This is a genomic window from Mesorhizobium sp. M0854 (assembly GCF_040319815.1).
GTDB lineage: Bacteria > Pseudomonadota > Alphaproteobacteria > Rhizobiales > Rhizobiaceae > Mesorhizobium.
In genome coordinates, this window is sequence record NZ_JAMYOL010000002.1 from 174,804 (window position 1) to 191,423 (window position 16,620).

Annotated in this window: 15 protein-coding genes; 6 read left to right on the forward strand and 9 right to left on the reverse strand. The window is 63.8% G+C overall.

Annotation, left to right across the window (positions count from 1 at the left end; genetic code table 11):
- Positions 1-46 precede the first annotated feature (46 nt).
- From NKH99_RS03775 to NKH99_RS03800, 6 genes are all read left to right on the forward strand, one after another.
- The gene (locus tag NKH99_RS03775; protein WP_023675356.1) at positions 47-961 is read left to right on the forward strand and encodes an ABC transporter permease; all 915 of its coding nucleotides are present in this window, start codon (positions 47-49) and stop codon (positions 959-961) included.
- Positions 958-1,749, forward strand: coding sequence for an ABC transporter permease (locus NKH99_RS03780; RefSeq protein ID WP_352454042.1), 792 nt, complete (start codon positions 958-960; stop codon positions 1,747-1,749). The genes NKH99_RS03775 and NKH99_RS03780 overlap by 4 nt, the downstream gene beginning before the upstream one ends.
- A 15-nt stretch (positions 1,750-1,764) precedes the next feature.
- Positions 1,765-2,829: an ABC transporter ATP-binding protein gene (locus NKH99_RS03785; protein WP_352469503.1), complete on the forward strand. Its 1,065-nt coding sequence runs from the start codon at positions 1,765-1,767 to the stop codon at positions 2,827-2,829.
- 148 nt (positions 2,830-2,977) lie between these two features.
- The gene (locus NKH99_RS03790; RefSeq protein ID WP_352469504.1) at positions 2,978-4,528 is read left to right on the forward strand and encodes a cation:proton antiporter; all 1,551 of its coding nucleotides are present in this window, start codon (positions 2,978-2,980) and stop codon (positions 4,526-4,528) included.
- Between the two features lie 89 nt (positions 4,529-4,617).
- Positions 4,618-5,532, forward strand: a complete 915-nt coding sequence (locus NKH99_RS03795) for an endonuclease/exonuclease/phosphatase family protein (protein WP_353012697.1) — start codon at positions 4,618-4,620, stop codon at positions 5,530-5,532.
- Positions 5,533-5,539: 7 nt separating this feature from the next.
- The gene (locus NKH99_RS03800; protein ID WP_352539371.1) at positions 5,540-6,385 is read left to right on the forward strand and encodes an EamA family transporter; all 846 of its coding nucleotides are present in this window, start codon (positions 5,540-5,542) and stop codon (positions 6,383-6,385) included.
- On the opposite strand, the gene NKH99_RS03805 is transcribed toward NKH99_RS03800, so the two are convergent.
- The 9 genes from NKH99_RS03805 to NKH99_RS03845 form a co-directional block, all read right to left on the reverse strand.
- Complete coding sequence (locus NKH99_RS03805) at positions 6,386-6,697, reverse strand: Dabb family protein (protein WP_352742094.1); 312 nt, start codon at positions 6,695-6,697, stop codon at positions 6,386-6,388.
- Positions 6,698-6,707: 10 nt separating this feature from the next.
- Complete coding sequence (locus NKH99_RS03810) at positions 6,708-8,336, reverse strand: GMC family oxidoreductase (protein ID WP_353012700.1); 1,629 nt, start codon at positions 8,334-8,336, stop codon at positions 6,708-6,710.
- Between the two features lie 12 nt (positions 8,337-8,348).
- The gene (locus NKH99_RS03815) at positions 8,349-9,110 is read right to left on the reverse strand and encodes a 3-ketoacyl-ACP reductase (RefSeq protein WP_352469507.1); all 762 of its coding nucleotides are present in this window, start codon (positions 9,108-9,110) and stop codon (positions 8,349-8,351) included.
- Positions 9,107-10,621, reverse strand: a complete 1,515-nt coding sequence (locus NKH99_RS03820; protein WP_353012703.1) for a GMC oxidoreductase — start codon at positions 10,619-10,621, stop codon at positions 9,107-9,109. Before NKH99_RS03820 ends, NKH99_RS03815 begins: the two co-directional genes overlap by 4 nt.
- 5 nt (positions 10,622-10,626) lie before the next feature.
- Positions 10,627-11,742 carry an ABC transporter ATP-binding protein gene (locus NKH99_RS03825; RefSeq protein ID WP_023675366.1) on the reverse strand — a complete coding sequence of 372 codons (1,116 nt, stop codon included), beginning with the start codon at positions 11,740-11,742 and terminating at the stop codon, positions 10,627-10,629.
- A 4-nt stretch (positions 11,743-11,746) separates the two neighbouring features.
- Complete coding sequence (locus tag NKH99_RS03830) at positions 11,747-12,691, reverse strand: carbohydrate ABC transporter permease (RefSeq protein ID WP_023675367.1); 945 nt, start codon at positions 12,689-12,691, stop codon at positions 11,747-11,749.
- Positions 12,688-13,647, reverse strand: coding sequence for a carbohydrate ABC transporter permease (locus NKH99_RS03835; protein ID WP_352469510.1), 960 nt, complete (start codon positions 13,645-13,647; stop codon positions 12,688-12,690). The genes NKH99_RS03830 and NKH99_RS03835 overlap by 4 nt, the downstream gene beginning before the upstream one ends.
- A 144-nt stretch (positions 13,648-13,791) precedes the next feature.
- The gene (locus tag NKH99_RS03840; RefSeq protein ID WP_031194023.1) at positions 13,792-15,045 is read right to left on the reverse strand and encodes an ABC transporter substrate-binding protein; all 1,254 of its coding nucleotides are present in this window, start codon (positions 15,043-15,045) and stop codon (positions 13,792-13,794) included.
- A gap of 59 nt (positions 15,046-15,104) precedes the next feature.
- Positions 15,105-16,616, reverse strand: coding sequence for an aldehyde dehydrogenase family protein (locus tag NKH99_RS03845; RefSeq protein WP_352682494.1), 1,512 nt, complete (start codon positions 16,614-16,616; stop codon positions 15,105-15,107).
- Positions 16,617-16,620 lie beyond the last annotated feature (4 nt).

Genomic DNA, 16,620 nt, shown 5'->3' on the forward strand with positions numbered 1-16,620 from the left:
GCGGCTTAGATCGCCGCCCGGCATACCTCCAGGACGGTAGCCGCGCATGACCGATATCTCGTTGTCCGATCACGCTGTTGCCGGGAAGACCGCGCCTCCTGCCGACGCCCGCAGCATGAGACTGCCGACGCAATGGCTTGGCGTTGCGCCTTTCTTCATCTTCGCCATCATGTTCCTGATCCTGCCGACGCTCTATCTGATGCTGGGCGCATTCCGGAACGATGCCGGCGAATTCACTTTCGAAAACATAGCGGCCTTGGCGCAGCCGTCGATCGTTGCCGCCTACTGGATCTCAATCAAGGTCAGCCTCGCCTCGTCGCTGATCGGTGCTTTCGCGGGACTTGCCATTGCCATCGCCATCGTGCGCGGCGGGCTGCCGGAGTGGATACGCTCGGCGACACTGACCTTTTCCGGCGTGGCCTCCAATTTTGCCGGCGTGCCGCTGGCCTTCGCCTTTCTCGCGACGCTCGGCCGGCTCGGGCTCGCCACGGTGCTGCTCAACGTCTTGGTCGGCTTCAACATTTATGCCCATGGTTTCAACATCCTGTCGTTCTGGGGCCTGACGCTGACCTATGTCTATTTCCAGATCCCGCTGATGGTGGTGATCATCGTGCCGGCGATCGATGGGCTGAAGAAGGAATGGGGCGAAGCGGCGGCAACGCTTGGCGCGACCCAGGCGCAGTTCTGGCGCATGGTCGTCATTCCGGTGATCTGGCCAAGTTTCCTCGGCACCGTCATCCTCTTGTTCGCCAACGCCTTCGGTGCCATCGCCACCGCTTACGCACTGACCGGCTCCTCGCTTAACATCGTCCCTATCCTGCTCTACGCGCAGATCCGCGGTGACGTGCTGCACAATGCCCATCTCGGCTACGCCATCGCCTTCGGCATGATCGTCATCACTGGGCTGGCCAATGTCTTCTACATCTGGTTCCGGACGCGCTCTGAGAGGTGGCTCAAATGAAGTCCGGCAGATTCTGGGCCTGGATCGTCTTCGCGCTGGGCGCGGCCTATTTCTTCATTCCGCTGATCGCGACCGTGGAATTCTCCATGCGCATGCGGCGCGGCGCGTATTCCTTCGATGCCTATCAGGTCGTGCTCGGCGATCCCCGCTTCCAGGCGACCTTCATCTATTCGGTGGTCGCAGCCATCTTCACCATCGTCCTTGGCGTGCTGGTGGTGGTGCCGGCGGCGTACTGGATTCGTCTGCGGCTGCCGCAGATCAGGCCCGTCGTCGAGTTCATCACGCTGCTGCCGCTGGTCATTCCGGCCATCGTTATCGTCTTCGGCTACATCAGAATGTACGGGTCGAACTCACCGCTGCCGTTCCTGGCCAGCGAGACAGGAGCCAATGCCTTGCTGGTCATCGGTTATGCGACACTGGCGCTGCCCTATATGTATCGTGCCGTCGACACCGGGCTTCGCACAATCGACGTACGGACACTGACCGAGGCGGCGCAGATCCTCGGCGCCGGCTGGGGCACGATCATCACTCGGGTCATCCTACCCAACGTGCTGATCGCGGTGCTGTCGGGCGCCTTCCTGACCTTCGCCATCGTCATCGGCGAATTCACCATGGCCAGCCTGCTCAACCGGCCTGCTTTCGGACCCTATCTGCAGAACGTCGGCGCCAATCGCGCCTATGAGCCGGCGGCGCTTGCCATCATCGCCTTTGCCATTACCTGGGGCTGCATGTCGCTGATCCAGATCCTGTCGCGCTTCGCGCCGCGATCGGCGAACCGTCCGAACTGACCCGAAGGAAAAGCCATGGCCGAGCCATTCCTCTCAATCCAGCATGTGCAGAAATCCTTCGGCGCCGCCATTGTGGTGCAGGATTTCAACCTCGACGTCGAGCCGGGCGAATTCGTCTCCTTTCTCGGACCGTCGGGCTGCGGCAAGACGACGGTGCTGCGCATGGTCGCCGGTTTCGAAGAGCCATCCGCCGGCAAGATCGTCGTGGCCGGCAAGGACGTCACCCGGCTCAAGCCCAACCAGCGCAATATCGGCATGGTGTTCCAGGCCTATGCGCTGTTTCCGAACCTCACCGTGGCGCAGAATATCGGCTTCGGGCTGAAGGTCGCCGGTATGCCGAAGGCCGATGCCGACAGGCGCGTTGCCGAGATGCTCGACATCATCAAGCTGCCGCAGATGGGCGACCGCTATCCCTACCAACTGTCCGGCGGCCAGCAGCAGCGCATCGCGCTGGCGCGGGCGATTGCGCCCAAGCCGAAACTGCTGCTGCTCGACGAGCCGCTGTCGGCGCTCGATGCCAAGGTGCGCGTGTCGCTGCGCGAGGAAATCCGCTCGATCCAGAAGAAGCTCGGCATCACCACCATCTTCGTCACCCACGACCAGGAAGAGGCGCTGTCGATCTCCGACCGCATCGCCGTCATGTATGGCGGCAAGGCCGAGCAGGTCGGCACGCCGTTCGAGATCTACAACCGGCCGGCAACCAAATTCGTCGCCAATTTCGTCGGCACGCTGAACGTGCTCGAAGGCACGGTCACCGACGCCGCTTCGGGCAAGGTGCGCGTCAACTCGCAAGAGGTCTCGCTCAAGGGCAAGCTCAACGGCTCGAAATCCGGCGACACGCTGTCGCTGGCGTTGCGGCCCGAGGCGATCTCGCTCGGCCGACACCCCGGTCGCGATTCCAGCCTTTGGGGCGAAATCGCCGAGGTGCATTTCCTCGGCTCGGTCATCCGGGTTCGCGTCGGCATCGGCGGCAGCACGGTCTCGCTCGACACGTTCAACAGTCCGGCCACACCGCCGCCGGCCGTCGGCGAAAAGGCCGAGATTTCGTTCTCGTCGGGCGACATGCTGGTGCTGCATTAGGAGAAGAGTGAATGGTGAATAGTGAATAGTCAGAATGCGCTTTACGCGCCGAAATTCCTCTGCACGCAGCCATTCACCATTCACGAGCAGCCAAAGCCGTCGCCGTTTTTGCAGTGCCAATCGCCCGGCTTCACCGCTACGATACGGCATGGCGCTTTTTGAACTCACCCTTGTCCTGCTTCTCATCGCGGTCGCCCTGACCGCGCTGTCGCGGCGTCTGCAGATTCCCTATCCGTCATTGCTGGCGCTGGCCGGCGCCGGCATCGCCTTCCTGCCGTTTGCCCCGACCATCGAGATCGACCCGGAGCTGGCGCTCGCTCTGTTCATCGCGCCGGTTCTGCTCGACGCGGCCTATGACACGTCGCTGCGCGATCTCAACCGCTACAAGGTTTCGCTCATCCTGCTGGCGCTTGGCGCCGTCATCTTCACCACCGTGACGGTCGCGCTGGTCGGCTGGACGATGGCAGGCCTGCCCATTGCCGCGGCCATAGCGCTCGGCGCGATCGTAGCGCCGCCCGATGCGGTGGCGGCGGCGGCCGTGCTCGGACAGTTCAAGGTGCCGCACCGCATCACCGCCATCCTGGAAGGCGAGAGCCTGCTCAACGACGCCACGGCGCTGCTGATCTACAGGATGTCGGTTTCCGCAGCCGCCGGCACCATCCTGTTGAGCAGTGCCGTACCAATGATCCTGCTGTCGACGGTCGGCAGCCTTGCCGCAGGCTATGTGCTCGGCCGGTTGTCTCTCGCCATACTCGGCCGCATCGACGACCCGGCGAGCGGCACCGTGGTGCAATTCGCCTCAACCTTCGGCGTCTGGATCCTGGCCGACAGGATAGGGCTTTCCGCCATCATCACGATCGTCGTCTATGCCATGACGATCGCACGTACATCGCCGCGCCGCATGCCGGCAAGGAATCGTGTCAGCTCCTACTCGGTCTGGGAGACGGCGGTGTTCGTGCTCAACGTGCTGGCCTTCGTTCTGATGGGCCTGCAAGCGCGGTCCATCGTCGGCCGACTTGCCGAGCAAGGACAAAGCGAGGCGTTCGTCTTTGCCCTAGCTGTGCTGGCCGTCGTCATCGTATCGCGGCTCGTCTGGGTTCTGGGCTGCGGCGCGATCCTCAGAGCGCTGGCACGTCTGGGCGACGAAGACAGGCGGAAGGATGCACCGACATTCCGCGGCGGCGTGCTCATCGGCTGGTGCGGCATGCGCGGCCTGGTGACGCTTGCGGCAGCCTTCGCCTTGCCGGCCGACTTTCCGGGCCGTGATCCGATCGTGCTCGCCGCTTTCACGGTCGTGCTCGGCACATTGGTACTGCAAGGCGTCAGCCTGAAACCGTTGCTGCTTCTGCTCAATCTCGACCTCGACCGGACGGTCGACCGGGAGGTGGCGCAGGCGCGCGTCGCCATCATGCAGGCGGCGCTGGACGTGCTCAGCGGCAAGACATCGAGCGCGGCCGGGGCGGTGCGAGAGCAATATGCCGCCCAGCGCGCCATCGCCGAAAACCCGGAGGATGCCCAGGCGGCGACCGAGTATGACAGATTGCGTCTCTACGCCATCAAGAGCCAGCGCGATGCGCTGGAGCGTTTGCGCATCGACGGAACGATCGGCGACGAAGCCTACCACCGCCTTGAGGAAGAAATCGACTGGTCGGAACTGGCAGCATCCCCGCCCGGTCGGTTCCAGCCGCTGACCACTTAGCATCTGGCCCAAGCTCCCTCCGCCCGGCTGCACATTGCAAGGCTGTCAGCGAACGGCTACTGCCAGCAGGAAACTGAGCCGGATAAGCAATGAAGCTGGTCAGCTATAACATCCAGTACGGCTTCGGCAGCGATGGCCGCTACGACCTGGCGCGTTGCGCCAAGGTCGTGGCCGGCGCCGACATCATCGCCTTGCAGGAGGTGGAACGGCACTGGTTGCGCAGCAACGAGGACGACCAGCCGGAACTTCTTTCGCAATTGCTGCCCGACTACCATTGGGTCTACGGCCCGGCCTTCGACATGGATGCCAGCCACCGGCGTGTAGGCCGCATCGTCAACCGGCGGCGGCAATTCGGCACCATGGTTCTGTCGAAGCTTCCGATCGTCTGGTCGCGGCTGCATACGCTGCCGCTCAGGCGCACGCTGCGGCCGCTCAACACCCGCAATGCCGCACTCGAATGCATGATCCGCACCCCTGCCGGTCCGGTGCGGGTGCTGTCGTTGCATCTGGCGCATATCGCGGTCGAGGAGCGGCTGGAGCAGATCGACTATTTGCTCGCCGAGCATCGCCGTGCGCCGTCCGAGGGCGGCCCATGGAGCGGCGCCGACGACGAGCCGGCGCGCAACTGGAGCAATGGCGAACAGGAGCCAGAAAACCCCGTAGCGGCGATCTGGTTGGGCGACTTCAACATGGAGCCGGATAGCGCCGAGTACCGGCGCATTGTCGGCAGCGCGCCCTATCATCGCGGTGCCGCCTATCTCGACGGTTTTGTCGATGCCGCCGCCGTCGCAATGGAACCGACAGCGGATTTCCACACCCATGTGAAGACTATCGATGGCAGGCTGGCAAAGCGCCGGCTCGACCATTGCTTCGTCGGCGGCATGTTTGCCGGGCGCGTGCGCTCGGTCAGCGCCGATATCGGCCAAATCGCTTCCGACCATTTTCCGCTCTGGGTCGATATCGACCTGGAGACGCCGATCGTCATCGGGACGGGCGGCGGATGAACCGCCGATGAGCCTGTTTGTCTTTTTCGCGGTGCTCGCTGCCGCTTCCATGCATGCGATCTGGAACGCGCTGGTCAAGGTCCATCTCGACCGTTTCCTGTCGATCACACTGATGACGCTCGGCATGGGTGCCGCTGCGCTGGTGACGTTGCCTTTCGTCGAGGTGCCGAAGCCGGAAGTGTGGCCATACATCCTCGCCTCGGTTGTCTTCCACATGGGCTACAGGACGTTCCTGATCGGCGCCTACAAGGCCGGCGATTTCGCCCAGACCTATCCGCTGGCGCGCGGCACCGCGCCATTGCTGGCCGCTTTGGGGGGCGTTGTGGTGGTTGCCGAGATGCCGGCGCCGCTCGCCATTCTCGGCATCCTCTTGTTGTCGGCGGGCACGCTGGTGCTGTCGTTTCGCGGCGGCGCGCATCTGGAGAAATTGAACCTGCGCGCCGTCGGTTTCGCGTTGGGCACATCGATCTTCATCGCCAGCTACACGCTGTCGGACGGCAGCGGCGCGCGGCTGGCCGCCACCGCGTCGAGTTATGCCGCCTGGCTGTTCGTCTGCGATGCGCTGTGGGCGCTGGTGCTATGCGTCGTCTCTCGCGGCCCACAGGCGCTGCCGGTGCTGGCGCGCGACTGGAAGGCCGGAATCTATACCGGCGTGCTCAGCGGCGGCGCCTACTGGATCGTGATGTGGGCGATGACCAAGGCGCCGATCGCCTCGGTGGCGTCGCTGCGCGAAACATCGATCCTGTTCGCCATGATGATCTCGGTGTTCGCGCTCGGCGAGAAGATGACGGCATGGCGAGGTGCCGCGGTGCTTAGCATCGTTGCCGGCGTCGTTGCGCTGAGAATGGGATAGTCACGCGATCTGCAGATCAAACACCATCAGCCCGTCGGTGCCGCCTTCGAGCGCCGCGACCAGTTTTGCGCCGGCTCGCTGATGCGCTTCATGCTCCAGATAGGCATCGCGTGCCGCAGCATCGCGAAAGTCGATGGTGAAGCCGTGCGTGAAGCCGCGGGCGAAGGGTTCCGGGCTGGTATTGGCGCTGAATTCGACCTTGCCCATGCCGTCGATCACCGCCCGCAACGCTTCGAGATCGGCATGGATTGCCGCGCGCTCGGCGTCGGCGACATCGTTGCGAAATCTGACGAAGACACAGTGCCTGATCATTCCTTGTCCCTCATGCCGCTTGGTTGGTGGAAAACACCGCCGGCGGCAGCGGCTCGCGGCCAAGGATCAGATCGGCGCCTTTTTCGCCAACCATGATCGTCGGGGCATTGGTGTTGGAGGAGGGGATGCGCGGCATCACCGAGGCGTCGCAGACGCGCAGGCCCTCGATACCGCGCAGCCTGAGATCTGGCGTCACCACGCTCATCGCATCGTGGCCCATGCGGCAGGTGCCGACCGGGTGGTGGTCGGTCTTGGAACTGCGGCAGGCGTAGTCGAACAACTCGTTGCCGCTCTGCAGGTCGGGTCCCGGCAGTACCTCGCGCAGTACATAGGGCTGCAGCGCCTTCTGCCGCATGATCTCGCGCGCCAGCCTCAGTCCCTTGATCGACATGTCGCGGTCATAGGGATCGGACCAATAGTTCGGATCGATCAGCGGGCGGTCGGCCGGGTCGGCACTGTTCAGCCGCACGGTGCCGCGCGAGCGCGGGCGCAGGAAGGCCGAGTTCAATGTCACGCCCGGATTGTTCAGCTTCTCGACGCCGGCCTCGATGCCGGAGCCGAGGCCGAGATGCAGCTGGATATCGGGAGAGGCGGCGGTCGGATCGGCGTACCAGAAGCCGCCGGTCTCGAACAGGCTGGAGGCTACCGGGCCTTTCTTCAGGAGCAGATACTGCAGGCCGGCCCAAGCCGTCCAGTGCAGCTTGGCGTAGTTGTCGTAGGTGTGATCGCCGGTGCATTCGGCGATGACGAACAGGTCGAGATGATCCTGGAGATTGGAGCCGACGCCGGGCAGATCGTGCACCGGTGTCACGCCGACCGCCTTCAGATGGTCGGCCGGGCCGATGCCCGACTGCAGCAAAAGCTTCGGCGAGCCGATGGCGCCGGACGAGACGATCACCTCGCGCTCGGCGCGCAGGATCGTTGGCTGGCCGCCCGGCCTGTCGACGATCTCGACGCCAACGGCGCGGCCCTTGTCGACGACGATGCGTGTCACCAGAACGCCGGTCCTGACGGTGAGATTCTTTCGCTCGCGGATCGGCCGGAGATAGGCGACAGAGGCGGAGGAGCGCTTCGCGTCCTTCTGCGTCAGCTGATAATAACCGACGCCCTCCTGGGCTACCCCGTTGAAGTCGGGATTGAAGGGGATGCCCATCTCCTGTCCGGCACGGAAATAGGCCTCGCAGATCGGCAGCGGCGCGATCGGGTTCGATACGCCGAGCGGGCCTTGGTCGCCGTGGAAATCGTTGGCATAACGCTGGTTGTTCTCCGCGCGCTTGAAATAGGGCAGCACGTCGCGATAGCCCCAGCCGGCAAGGCCTTCTTCCTTCTCCCAGGCGTCGTAGTCGCGGGCGTTGCCGCGCGTGTAGATCTGGGCGTTGATCGAAGAGCCGCCACCGATCACCTTGGCCTGCGTGTATCGGAAGACACGGTCCTGCATGTGCTTTTGCGGCACCGTCGACCAGCCCCAGGCGGCGATGCCCTTGGTCATCTTGGCGAAACCGGCCGGCATGTGGATCAACGGATGCCAGTCCTTGCCGCCGGCTTCGAGCAGCAGCACCTGATGCGACGGATCTTCGCTCAGCCGGTTGGCGAGTACGCACCCGGCCGGGCCGGCGCCGACGATTATGTAGTCGGTCATGGCATCACCTGTTCATAGCCTCGGCACCGACAGCGCGCCGTCGATATTGATGACCGAGCCGGTCGAAAAGCCGAACTTGCCGCCGGCGAGCGCCGCCACGGCGGCACCGATATCTTCGCTCTCGCCCCAGCGCATCGCCGGCACCAGCCCGCCGTCGATCAGCCCGTCATATTTGGCGGTCACACCGGCGGTCATGTCGGTGCGGATGATGCCCGGGCGCACCTCGAACACGGCGATATTTTCGGCGGCGAGCCGCAGTGCCAGGTTCTTCACCCACATCGAAAGCCCAGCCTTGGAGATGCAGTAATCGGAACGTTCCGGCGAGGCCATGGCGGCGCTGACCGAAGTGATGGTGATGATCGATCTCGCACCATCGCTTGGCAGGCCGAGCATCGCTTTGGCGACGGCCTGGCTGAGGAATACGGTGCCGCGCAGATTGATGCCGAGCACCCGGTCGAAATTTTCCGGCTTGAGCTCGAGCAGATCGCCGCGCAGGACAGTGCCGATGCCGGCATTGTTGACCAGGCAGTCGATGCGGCCGAAGGCGCTTGTCGCGGCATCAATCAGCGCTGCGTGGCCGTCGAGGTCGGCGATGTCGCAGCTGACATAGGCGAATTTCGCGCCGCGCCCGGTGATGTCGGCGGCGAGCCCGTCTGCGGCTTCGTCAGCAAGGTCGGCGACCAGAATATCGAAGCCGGCGCTGGCCAGCGCCTCGGCACAGGCAAGGCCGATGCCGCGCGCGCCGCCGGTGACGATCGCTGCCGGGCGGCTCATGTTGCGAGCTCCGTCTTGCGGATATGGTCGGCGACGCGCAGCGCCTGTGCGGCGATCGACAGCGCCGGATTGACGGCGGCCGAATTCGGCAGGAAGCCGGCATCGACGACGAATAAATTGCTGTGGTCGAAGGAGCGGCAGAACGGATCGAGCGGCGAGGTCGCTGGATCGTTGCCCATCTTCACAGTGCCGCATTGGTGCGAGGGCGTGCGCTTGTCAAACGGACGCGACAGGACGATCGGATAGCCGCAGGCGCGGAAATTCTCGCGCATCACCTTGGTCAGTCCGTCGAGCGACTGCATGTTGGAGCGCCGCCACTGCATGACGATGTCCTTGCCGTCGATCATGATGCGGCTCTCGGGATCGGGCAGGTCCTCGCACATCAGATACCAGTCGACGGCGTGGCCGGCCATGAAATCGAGCGCGAATTTGGGCGCGCGCCTGACATTGGCCTTGAGGATGTTGCCGTCGATCTTGCCGAGGAGCTGGACATTGCCGAGCGGCTTGCCGCCCTTGCCGTCGGACAGATAATAATCGTTCAGCATCAGCGTCTTCTGGTAGACGGATTTGTTCCGGCGGCGTGGATCGATCGCCAGCATGGCGCTCGAATTGTGGTTCATGAAGTTGCGGCCGACCTGGTCGGAGCGGTTGGCCAGGCCTTTGCCGCCGCCTCTGCCCTGAGGGGTGGGCGAGCGTAGCAGGATGGCGGCGGAATTGACTGCGCCGGCCGATAGGATGACCAGCTTCGGCGCGACTTTCTTCAGCGCACCGTTCTGGCGGTAATGGACGGTCTCGATCGTCCTGGCGTCCGGCGATGCCTCGAGATATTCGACATGGGCGCCGGTCTCAAGCCGGATATTCTGATCGGCAAGGGCTGCTGCCAACGGCCCGGATTGCGCGTCGATCTTGCCGGTCCCGGTGTTGGGAAACGCGTCCCACGGCGTGCTGCCATCTTTCAGCCAGGCTTCGATGTCGACGCCGAGCGGCAGCGATGCCGGATGCAGGCCTAGGCTCTTCAACTCGGCGCGCGCACGCGCGATCGACGGCTCGTCTGGTACCGGCCCGAAAGGGTAGGGCGTAGAGTGGAACGGCTCGGTCGGGTCTTCGCCGAGTGCACCGCGCACGCGAAAAAGCTGCTCGGCCTTGGAATACCAGGGTTCGAATTCCTCATAGGAAAACGGCCAGGCCGGCGAGATGCCGCCATAGTGCTCCATCTCCGAAAAGTCTTCCCTGCGGTAGCGGATCAGCACAGCGCCGTAGAATTTCGAATTGCCGCCGACATAGTAGTAATTGCCCGGGTTGAAAGGCGCTCCGCCGGCCTCAAGCCACATCTCCTTCGGCCGATAATGGCCGTCGACGAAGATCGCGCGGGTGTCGCGTGTGTGCGGCGTTGCTGGCAGTGATTCGCCGCGCTCCAGCATCAGGATCGAGGCGCCACCGCCGGCAAGGCCGGAGGCGATCGTGGCGCCGCCTATGCCGGAGCCGATGATGACGATGTCGGGATTTGTCATGGCCGTTAGACGATGCGTTTCTCGGTCGCCGGATCGAAGAACACCGCCTTGGTCAGGTTGAAGGCGAGCGGCGTGACCGTGCCGGGCTGGATTTTGGCATCGGCGCGCAGCCGCGCCACCACCGCCTTGCCGCCGAGATTGGTGACCGCGAACGTATCCGAGCCGGCCGGCTCGATGACCTCGATGTGACAGTCGGCGCGGGCGATGTTCGAGGCGTTGCGTTCGGCACCCTCGGGATCGGTCAGTGCTTCCGGGCGGACGCCGAAGATGATCGGTTTTCCCTGGAATGCCGACAGGCCGGCCGGCGCATTGCCCAGCGGCAGCGAGATCGGCTGGCGCGCCTCGCGCTCCATGACGACGGAGAAGCCGCTGCCGTTGCTGCCGATCGTCGCCGGGATCAGGTTCATCGCCGGCGAGCCCATGAAGTCGGCAACAAACAGGTTGACCGGATTGTTATAGATTTCGGCTGGCGTGCCGAACTGCTGCACCTCGCCGTCGCGCATCACCGCGATCTTGGTGGCCAGCGTCATCGCCTCGATCTGGTCGTGGGTGACGTAGACGATGGTGGTGCCGGTGGTGGCGTGCAGGCGCTTGATCTCGATGCGCATGTCGACACGCAGCTTGGCGTCGAGATTGGACAAAGGCTCGTCGAACAGGAACAGCTTTGGATCGCGCACCAGCGCCCGGCCCATGGCGACGCGCTGGCGCTGGCCGCCGGAGAGCTGGCTTGGCTTGCGCTTCAGCAAATGGCCGATCTGCAGGACCTTCGCCACCTTGTCGATTGCCTTCTGGCGCTCGCCGGCCGGCACGCCGCGCATCTCCATGCCGAAGGCGATATTGCCGGCAACCGTCATGTTCGGATAGAGCGCGTAGCTCTGGAAGACCATGGCGATGTCGCGCTTGGAGGGGTGGAGATCGTTGATCGTGCGTCCGTCGACGCGGATTTCCCCTTCGGTGATGGTTTCCAGGCCGGCAATAGTGTTGAGCAGCGTGGACTTGCCGCAACCGGAAGGCCCGACCAGCACGAGGAAGCCGCCCTTTTCCAGGTCGAGGTCGATGCCTTTCAGGATCTCGACCGCTCCGAAACGCTTCTTCAGCCCGTCAATTTCCAGAAAAGCCATGCGATTATCCTTTGACGGCGCCGGCCATCAGGCCGCGCACGAAATAGCGGCCGGCGAGCACGTATACGAGGAGCGTCGGCAGCGCGGCGATCATCGCCGCCGCCATGTTGACGTTGTATTCGACGACGCCGGTCGAGGTGTTGACGACATTGTTCAGCGCCACCGTCATCGGCATCACGTCGCCTGAGCCGGCATAGGCGGAAGCGAAGAGGAAGTCGTTCCAGATGTTGGTGAACTGGTAGATCACCGTCACCACGATGATCGGCAGCGAGTTGGGCAGCATGATGCGCCGGAAGATCTGGAAGAAGCTGGCGCCGTCGATCTGCGCCGCCTTCACCAGCTCGTTCGGAAACGCTTCGTAATAATTGCGGAAGAACAGGGTGGTGAATCCGATGCCGTAGACGACGTGAACGAACACCAAATTCACGGTCGGATTGCCGAAGCCGAAGGTGAGGCCGGTCGCGTTCTGCAGCTTGACGCCGAACCGGCCGAGGCTGCCGAGGATCGTTGCCATCGGCAAGAGGACGGACTGGAACGGAATGAAGCAGGCAAACAGCATCAGCCCGAACACCAGCGTCGCCCCGCGAAAGCGCCACTTCGTCAGCACATAGCCGTTGAGCGCGCCGAGCAGGGTCGAGATGATGACGGCCGGAACCACCATCTTGATCGAGTTCCAGAAATAACCCTTCATGCCGACGCAGGTGAGACCCGAGCAAACCTCGCTCCACGCCCTTATCCAAGGTGCGAAGGTCGGCTCCTGCGGCAGCGCCAGCATGTTGCCGTTCTGGATTTCGTCCATGGTCTTGAACGAGGTCACAAGCATGACGAACAGCGGCATCAGATAGAACAGCGCGAACAGCGCCAGCAGCCCGTAGATGACAATACGGTTGACCGTCCTGGCGCTGATACCGCCAGTGCTCTGGCGAGCAGGAGTGGCCACGGCGCTCATCGCGGCTTCTCCCGAAGCTCGGAATAGAGATAGGGAACGATGATCGCGGTGATGGTCATCAGCATGATCACGGCGCTGGCCGAGCCGACGGCCATCTCGTTGCGCTTGAAGGTGTACTCATACATGAAGTTGGACGGCAGCCAGGCCGAACCGCCCGGCCCGCCGCTGGTCAGCGCGACCACCAGATCGTAGGATTTGATGGCGAGATGCGCGAGGACGATCAAGGCGGACAGGAAGATCGGCCGCAGCAGCGGGATGACGATGCGACGGTAGAGCTGGAAGGTGGTGGCGCCGTCGATCTGCGCCGCCTTCAGGATCTCGCCGTCGATGCCGCGCAGGCCGGCCAGGAACATCGCCATGATGAAGCCCGACGCCTGCCAGACGCCGGCGATGACCACCGTGTAGATGACGAAATCCTTGTTCTTGATCCAGTCGAAATGGAAGCTCGTCCAGCCCCATTGGTGCAGTGTCTGCTCGAGGCCGAGGCCGGGGTCCAGAAACCATTTCCAGGCAACGCCGGTGACGATGAACGACAGTGCCATCGGGTAGAGGTAGATCGGCCGCAGCACACCTTCGCCGCGGATCTTCTGGTCGAGCAGGATCGCCAGGAACAGGCCGAGCGCCAGGCAGATGGAAATGTAGAGGAAGCCGAAAATCCCCATATTGGTGATCGACGTGTACCAGGAGGACGGCGGATCGCTTTCGAAAGTCCAGCGCCATAGCCGCTGATAGGCGCGTGGCCCGGTGATCGCATAGGAGGGAAAGGTCTTGGAATTGGTGAAGGACAGATAGATCGTCCACAGGATGAAGCCGTAGACGAAGACGATTGTGGCGGCGAAGCTCGGCGCCAGCACGAGCTTCGGCAGCGCATTCTGAAGGCGCGAGCGCACCGTGGCGCCCGGACGGGCATCGTGCTCCGGCGTCAGCGTGATACTGGTTTCAGCAACTGTGCTCATCTGTCCATTCCGTATGGCGGGTCCGGAATTCTGCTGTCTCGGGCTCTGCGGCACGAAAGCGTGCCGGTCGGCGCAACCGCAAAACCTCGCCGCAGGGGATCTCCCCGGCTTGCGCCGGGGAGATCATTCACATGGGCGGGTGCCTTACTTGGCGTCTTCGATCGCGCTGACCAGTTGGGTCACGGCCTCGTCCGAGGTCTTGATCTGGCCGTGCACGAATTTCGAGACGACATCCTTGTAGGCGTTGGCAACCGCGGGAGGCGCGCCATAGCCCTGCGCCAGCGAACCGAACAGCGTGCCGCCTTCATTGGCGGCCTTCAGGTCGGCCATGCCCTTCTTGCCGCAAGCGTCGAAGTCGGTGTCCGGCACGTCGGTGCGGGCCGGGACAGAGCCCTTGACGACGTTGAAGGCCGACTGGAAGCTCTTCGACAGCGTGGCGGTGGCCAGGGCGATCTGGGCGGCCTTGCGGTCCTCCGGAACGTTGAACATGCCGAACATGTCGGAGTTGTAGACGACGCTGCCGTCGGTGCCCGGGAAGCGGTAGCACAGGAAGTCGGTGCCCGGGACCTTCTTGGCGGCGTTGAATTCGCCCTTGGCCCAGTCACCCATCACCTGCACCAGCGCATCGCCCTTGATGACCATGGCGGTGGCGAGGTTCCAGTCCCGGCCCGAGAAGTTCGGGTCGACATAGGTGACGAGCTTGGCGAGATTGTCGAACGACTTCTTCATCGTGTCGGACTTCAGCGACTCCTCGTCGAGGTCGTTGAAGGCCTTCTTGTAGAACTCAGGCCCGCCGGTCGACAGCACGACTGAGTCGAACATTGTCGCTTCCTGCCAGTTCTGGCCGCCCAGCGCGAGCGGGATGACGCCCGCCGCCTTGGCTTTGTCCAGCAACGCAATGAAGTCGTCGAAGGTCTTGGGCTCGGTGCCGCCGATCTTGTCCATCACCGCCTTGTTGATCCATAGCCAGTTGACCGAGTGGACATTGACCGGAGCCGCGACCCACTTGCCGTCATAGACGGAGAATTTCTGCAGGGCCGCGGGAACGGACTTGTCCCAGCCTTCCTTTATCGCCGTCTCGGTCAGGTCGCCCATAACGCCGGCTGCGGCGTAATCGAGCACGGTATAGCCAAGCATCTGCGAGGCGGTCGGGTAGTTGCCCGCTGCCACCATCGCCTTCAGCGCGGTCATGGCAGCGTCGCCGCCGCCGCCGGCCACCGGCACGTCCTTCCAGGCAAAGCCTTCCTTGGCCAGATCCTGCTTGAGCACGTTCAGAGCGGCAGCTTCGCCGCCCGACGTCCACCAATGCAGCATCTGGACTTCCTTGACGTCCTCGGCATGGGCCGCGAACGCAACGCCCGATGCGAGAGCCGTCCCGATAAGCAGTTTGCGCAACATGTACTTCCTCCCTTGTTGAACTTACACGACCGGCGGATGCCCGCCGGGTTCTTCCCAACTCAGCCGACCCACCATCCGGTGCGCTGGCCGCGATGAAACTGGATTGTCTTTTCCTCGGTATAATCCTCGACGGCGCGCTTGCCGAGTTCGCGTCCGAGACCGGACTGCTTGTAGCCGCCGAAAGGCAGCTCGGGGTAACCCTCCATGAACGTGTTCACCCAAACGGTTCCCGAACGCACATTCCGCGCCACCGACATGCAGGTATCGATGCTGGCGCTCCACACGCCCGCCGACAGACCATAGGGCGTGTTGTTGGCGATGTGCAACGCCCTTTCAATCGATTCAAAAGTCAGCACCGAGAGCACCGGACCGAACACTTCCTCGCGTGCAATGGCCATGTCTTCGGTGACATCGCGAACGATGGTCGGATCAAGATACTGGCCGGCGCTCGAAGCAAGCTGATTGCCGCCGCTACAGATCCGGCCGCCGCCGTTTTCCGCTGCCGTCACGTAGCCGGTGACCTTGGCCATATGGTCGGCGGAGATCATCGCGCCGACCTTGGTGCGGTCGTCGAGCGGGTCGCCGACAACCACCTTGGCGGTGAGGGCATTGACGGCGCCGAGGAACTCGTCGGCGATCGCCTCATGGACGATCAGCCGGCTGCCGGCATTGCAGCATTCGCCGGCATTGAAAAAGCCGCCGAACACCGCTGCGTCGGCGGCGGCCTCGAGGTCGGCATCGGGAAAGACGATCTGGCCGTTCTTGCCGCCGAGCTCCATCGCGACTTTCTTCAGCGAGTTGGCGGCAGACGCCATGGTCATCTTGCCGACGCGGGTGGAGCCGGTGAACGACACCATCTCGACCAGCGGATGGCTGACCATCGGTGCGCCGACATCGGCGCCCAACCCGGCAAGGATGTTGACGACGCCATCCGGCAGGCCGGCCTGCATCAGGATCTCGCCGAGCACAAAGGTCGAGGCCGAGGTCATCTCGCTCGGCTTGACCACCGCCGTGCAGCCGGCGGCGAGCGCGAAGGGCAGCTTCTGGCTGACGATAAGGAACGGGAAATTCCACGGCGTGATGATGGAGACGACGCCGATCGGTTCGCGCAACACGACGCCGAGCATGGCATCGCCGAGATTGGCGTAGCTTTCGCCGTGAAGCGTGCGGGCAAGTGCCGCGGCATAACGCCAGATATCGACGGCGCCGCCGATCTCGCCGCGCGCCTGCGCAATCGGCTTGCCGGATTCCAGTGCGTCGAGCCGGGCAATCTCGTCCAGCCGCGCCTCGATCAGGTCAGCAGCCTTGAGCAGGATCGCGGCGCGCTCGGCGGCCTTCATGCGCGGCCACGGGCCGGTCTCGAAGGCCCTGTGCGCGGCCTGTACCGCAGCCTCCACGTCCGCCGCGCCGGCTTGTGCATAGCGCGAGACGGTGAAGCCGTGGCCAGGGCTGCTGCGCTCCAGCGTGCGGCCGTCCTGGGCGTCGACGAACCTGCCGCCGATCAGCAGCCGGTAGCTTTTCGGCGCTGCGGCTGCCTCGGCGGGCATGGCGATGTTGAGAGGTGCGTTCATGTGC

Excerpts from the sequence above, each read along its gene's own strand:
- NKH99_RS03825 (WP_023675366.1), bottom strand. The coding sequence starts at position 11,742 with ATGGCTTTTCTGGAAATTGACGGGCTGAAGAAGCGTTTCGGAGCGGTC.
- NKH99_RS03845 (WP_352682494.1), bottom strand. The coding sequence starts at position 16,616 with ATGAACGCACCTCTCAACATCGCCATGCCCGCCGAGGCAGCCGCAGCG.
- NKH99_RS03820 (WP_353012703.1), bottom strand. The coding sequence starts at position 10,621 with ATGACAAATCCCGACATCGTCATCATCGGCTCCGGCATAGGCGGCGCC.
- NKH99_RS03790 (WP_352469504.1), top strand. The coding sequence starts at position 2,978 with ATGGCGCTTTTTGAACTCACCCTTGTCCTGCTTCTCATCGCGGTCGCC.
- NKH99_RS03780 (WP_352454042.1), top strand. The coding sequence starts at position 958 with ATGAAGTCCGGCAGATTCTGGGCCTGGATCGTCTTCGCGCTGGGCGCG.
- NKH99_RS03800 (WP_352539371.1), top strand. The coding sequence starts at position 5,540 with ATGAGCCTGTTTGTCTTTTTCGCGGTGCTCGCTGCCGCTTCCATGCAT.
- NKH99_RS03810 (WP_353012700.1), bottom strand. The coding sequence starts at position 8,336 with ATGACCGACTACATAATCGTCGGCGCCGGCCCGGCCGGGTGCGTACTC.
- NKH99_RS03805 (WP_352742094.1), bottom strand. The coding sequence starts at position 6,697 with ATGATCAGGCACTGTGTCTTCGTCAGATTTCGCAACGATGTCGCCGAC.
- NKH99_RS03830 (WP_023675367.1), bottom strand. The coding sequence starts at position 12,691 with ATGAGCGCCGTGGCCACTCCTGCTCGCCAGAGCACTGGCGGTATCAGC.
- NKH99_RS03835 (WP_352469510.1), bottom strand. The coding sequence starts at position 13,647 with ATGAGCACAGTTGCTGAAACCAGTATCACGCTGACGCCGGAGCACGAT.
- NKH99_RS03775 (WP_023675356.1), top strand. The coding sequence starts at position 47 with ATGACCGATATCTCGTTGTCCGATCACGCTGTTGCCGGGAAGACCGCG.
- NKH99_RS03840 (WP_031194023.1), bottom strand. The coding sequence starts at position 15,045 with ATGTTGCGCAAACTGCTTATCGGGACGGCTCTCGCATCGGGCGTTGCG.
- NKH99_RS03785 (WP_352469503.1), top strand. The coding sequence starts at position 1,765 with ATGGCCGAGCCATTCCTCTCAATCCAGCATGTGCAGAAATCCTTCGGC.
- NKH99_RS03815 (WP_352469507.1), bottom strand. The coding sequence starts at position 9,110 with ATGAGCCGCCCGGCAGCGATCGTCACCGGCGGCGCGCGCGGCATCGGC.
- NKH99_RS03795 (WP_353012697.1), top strand. The coding sequence starts at position 4,618 with ATGAAGCTGGTCAGCTATAACATCCAGTACGGCTTCGGCAGCGATGGC.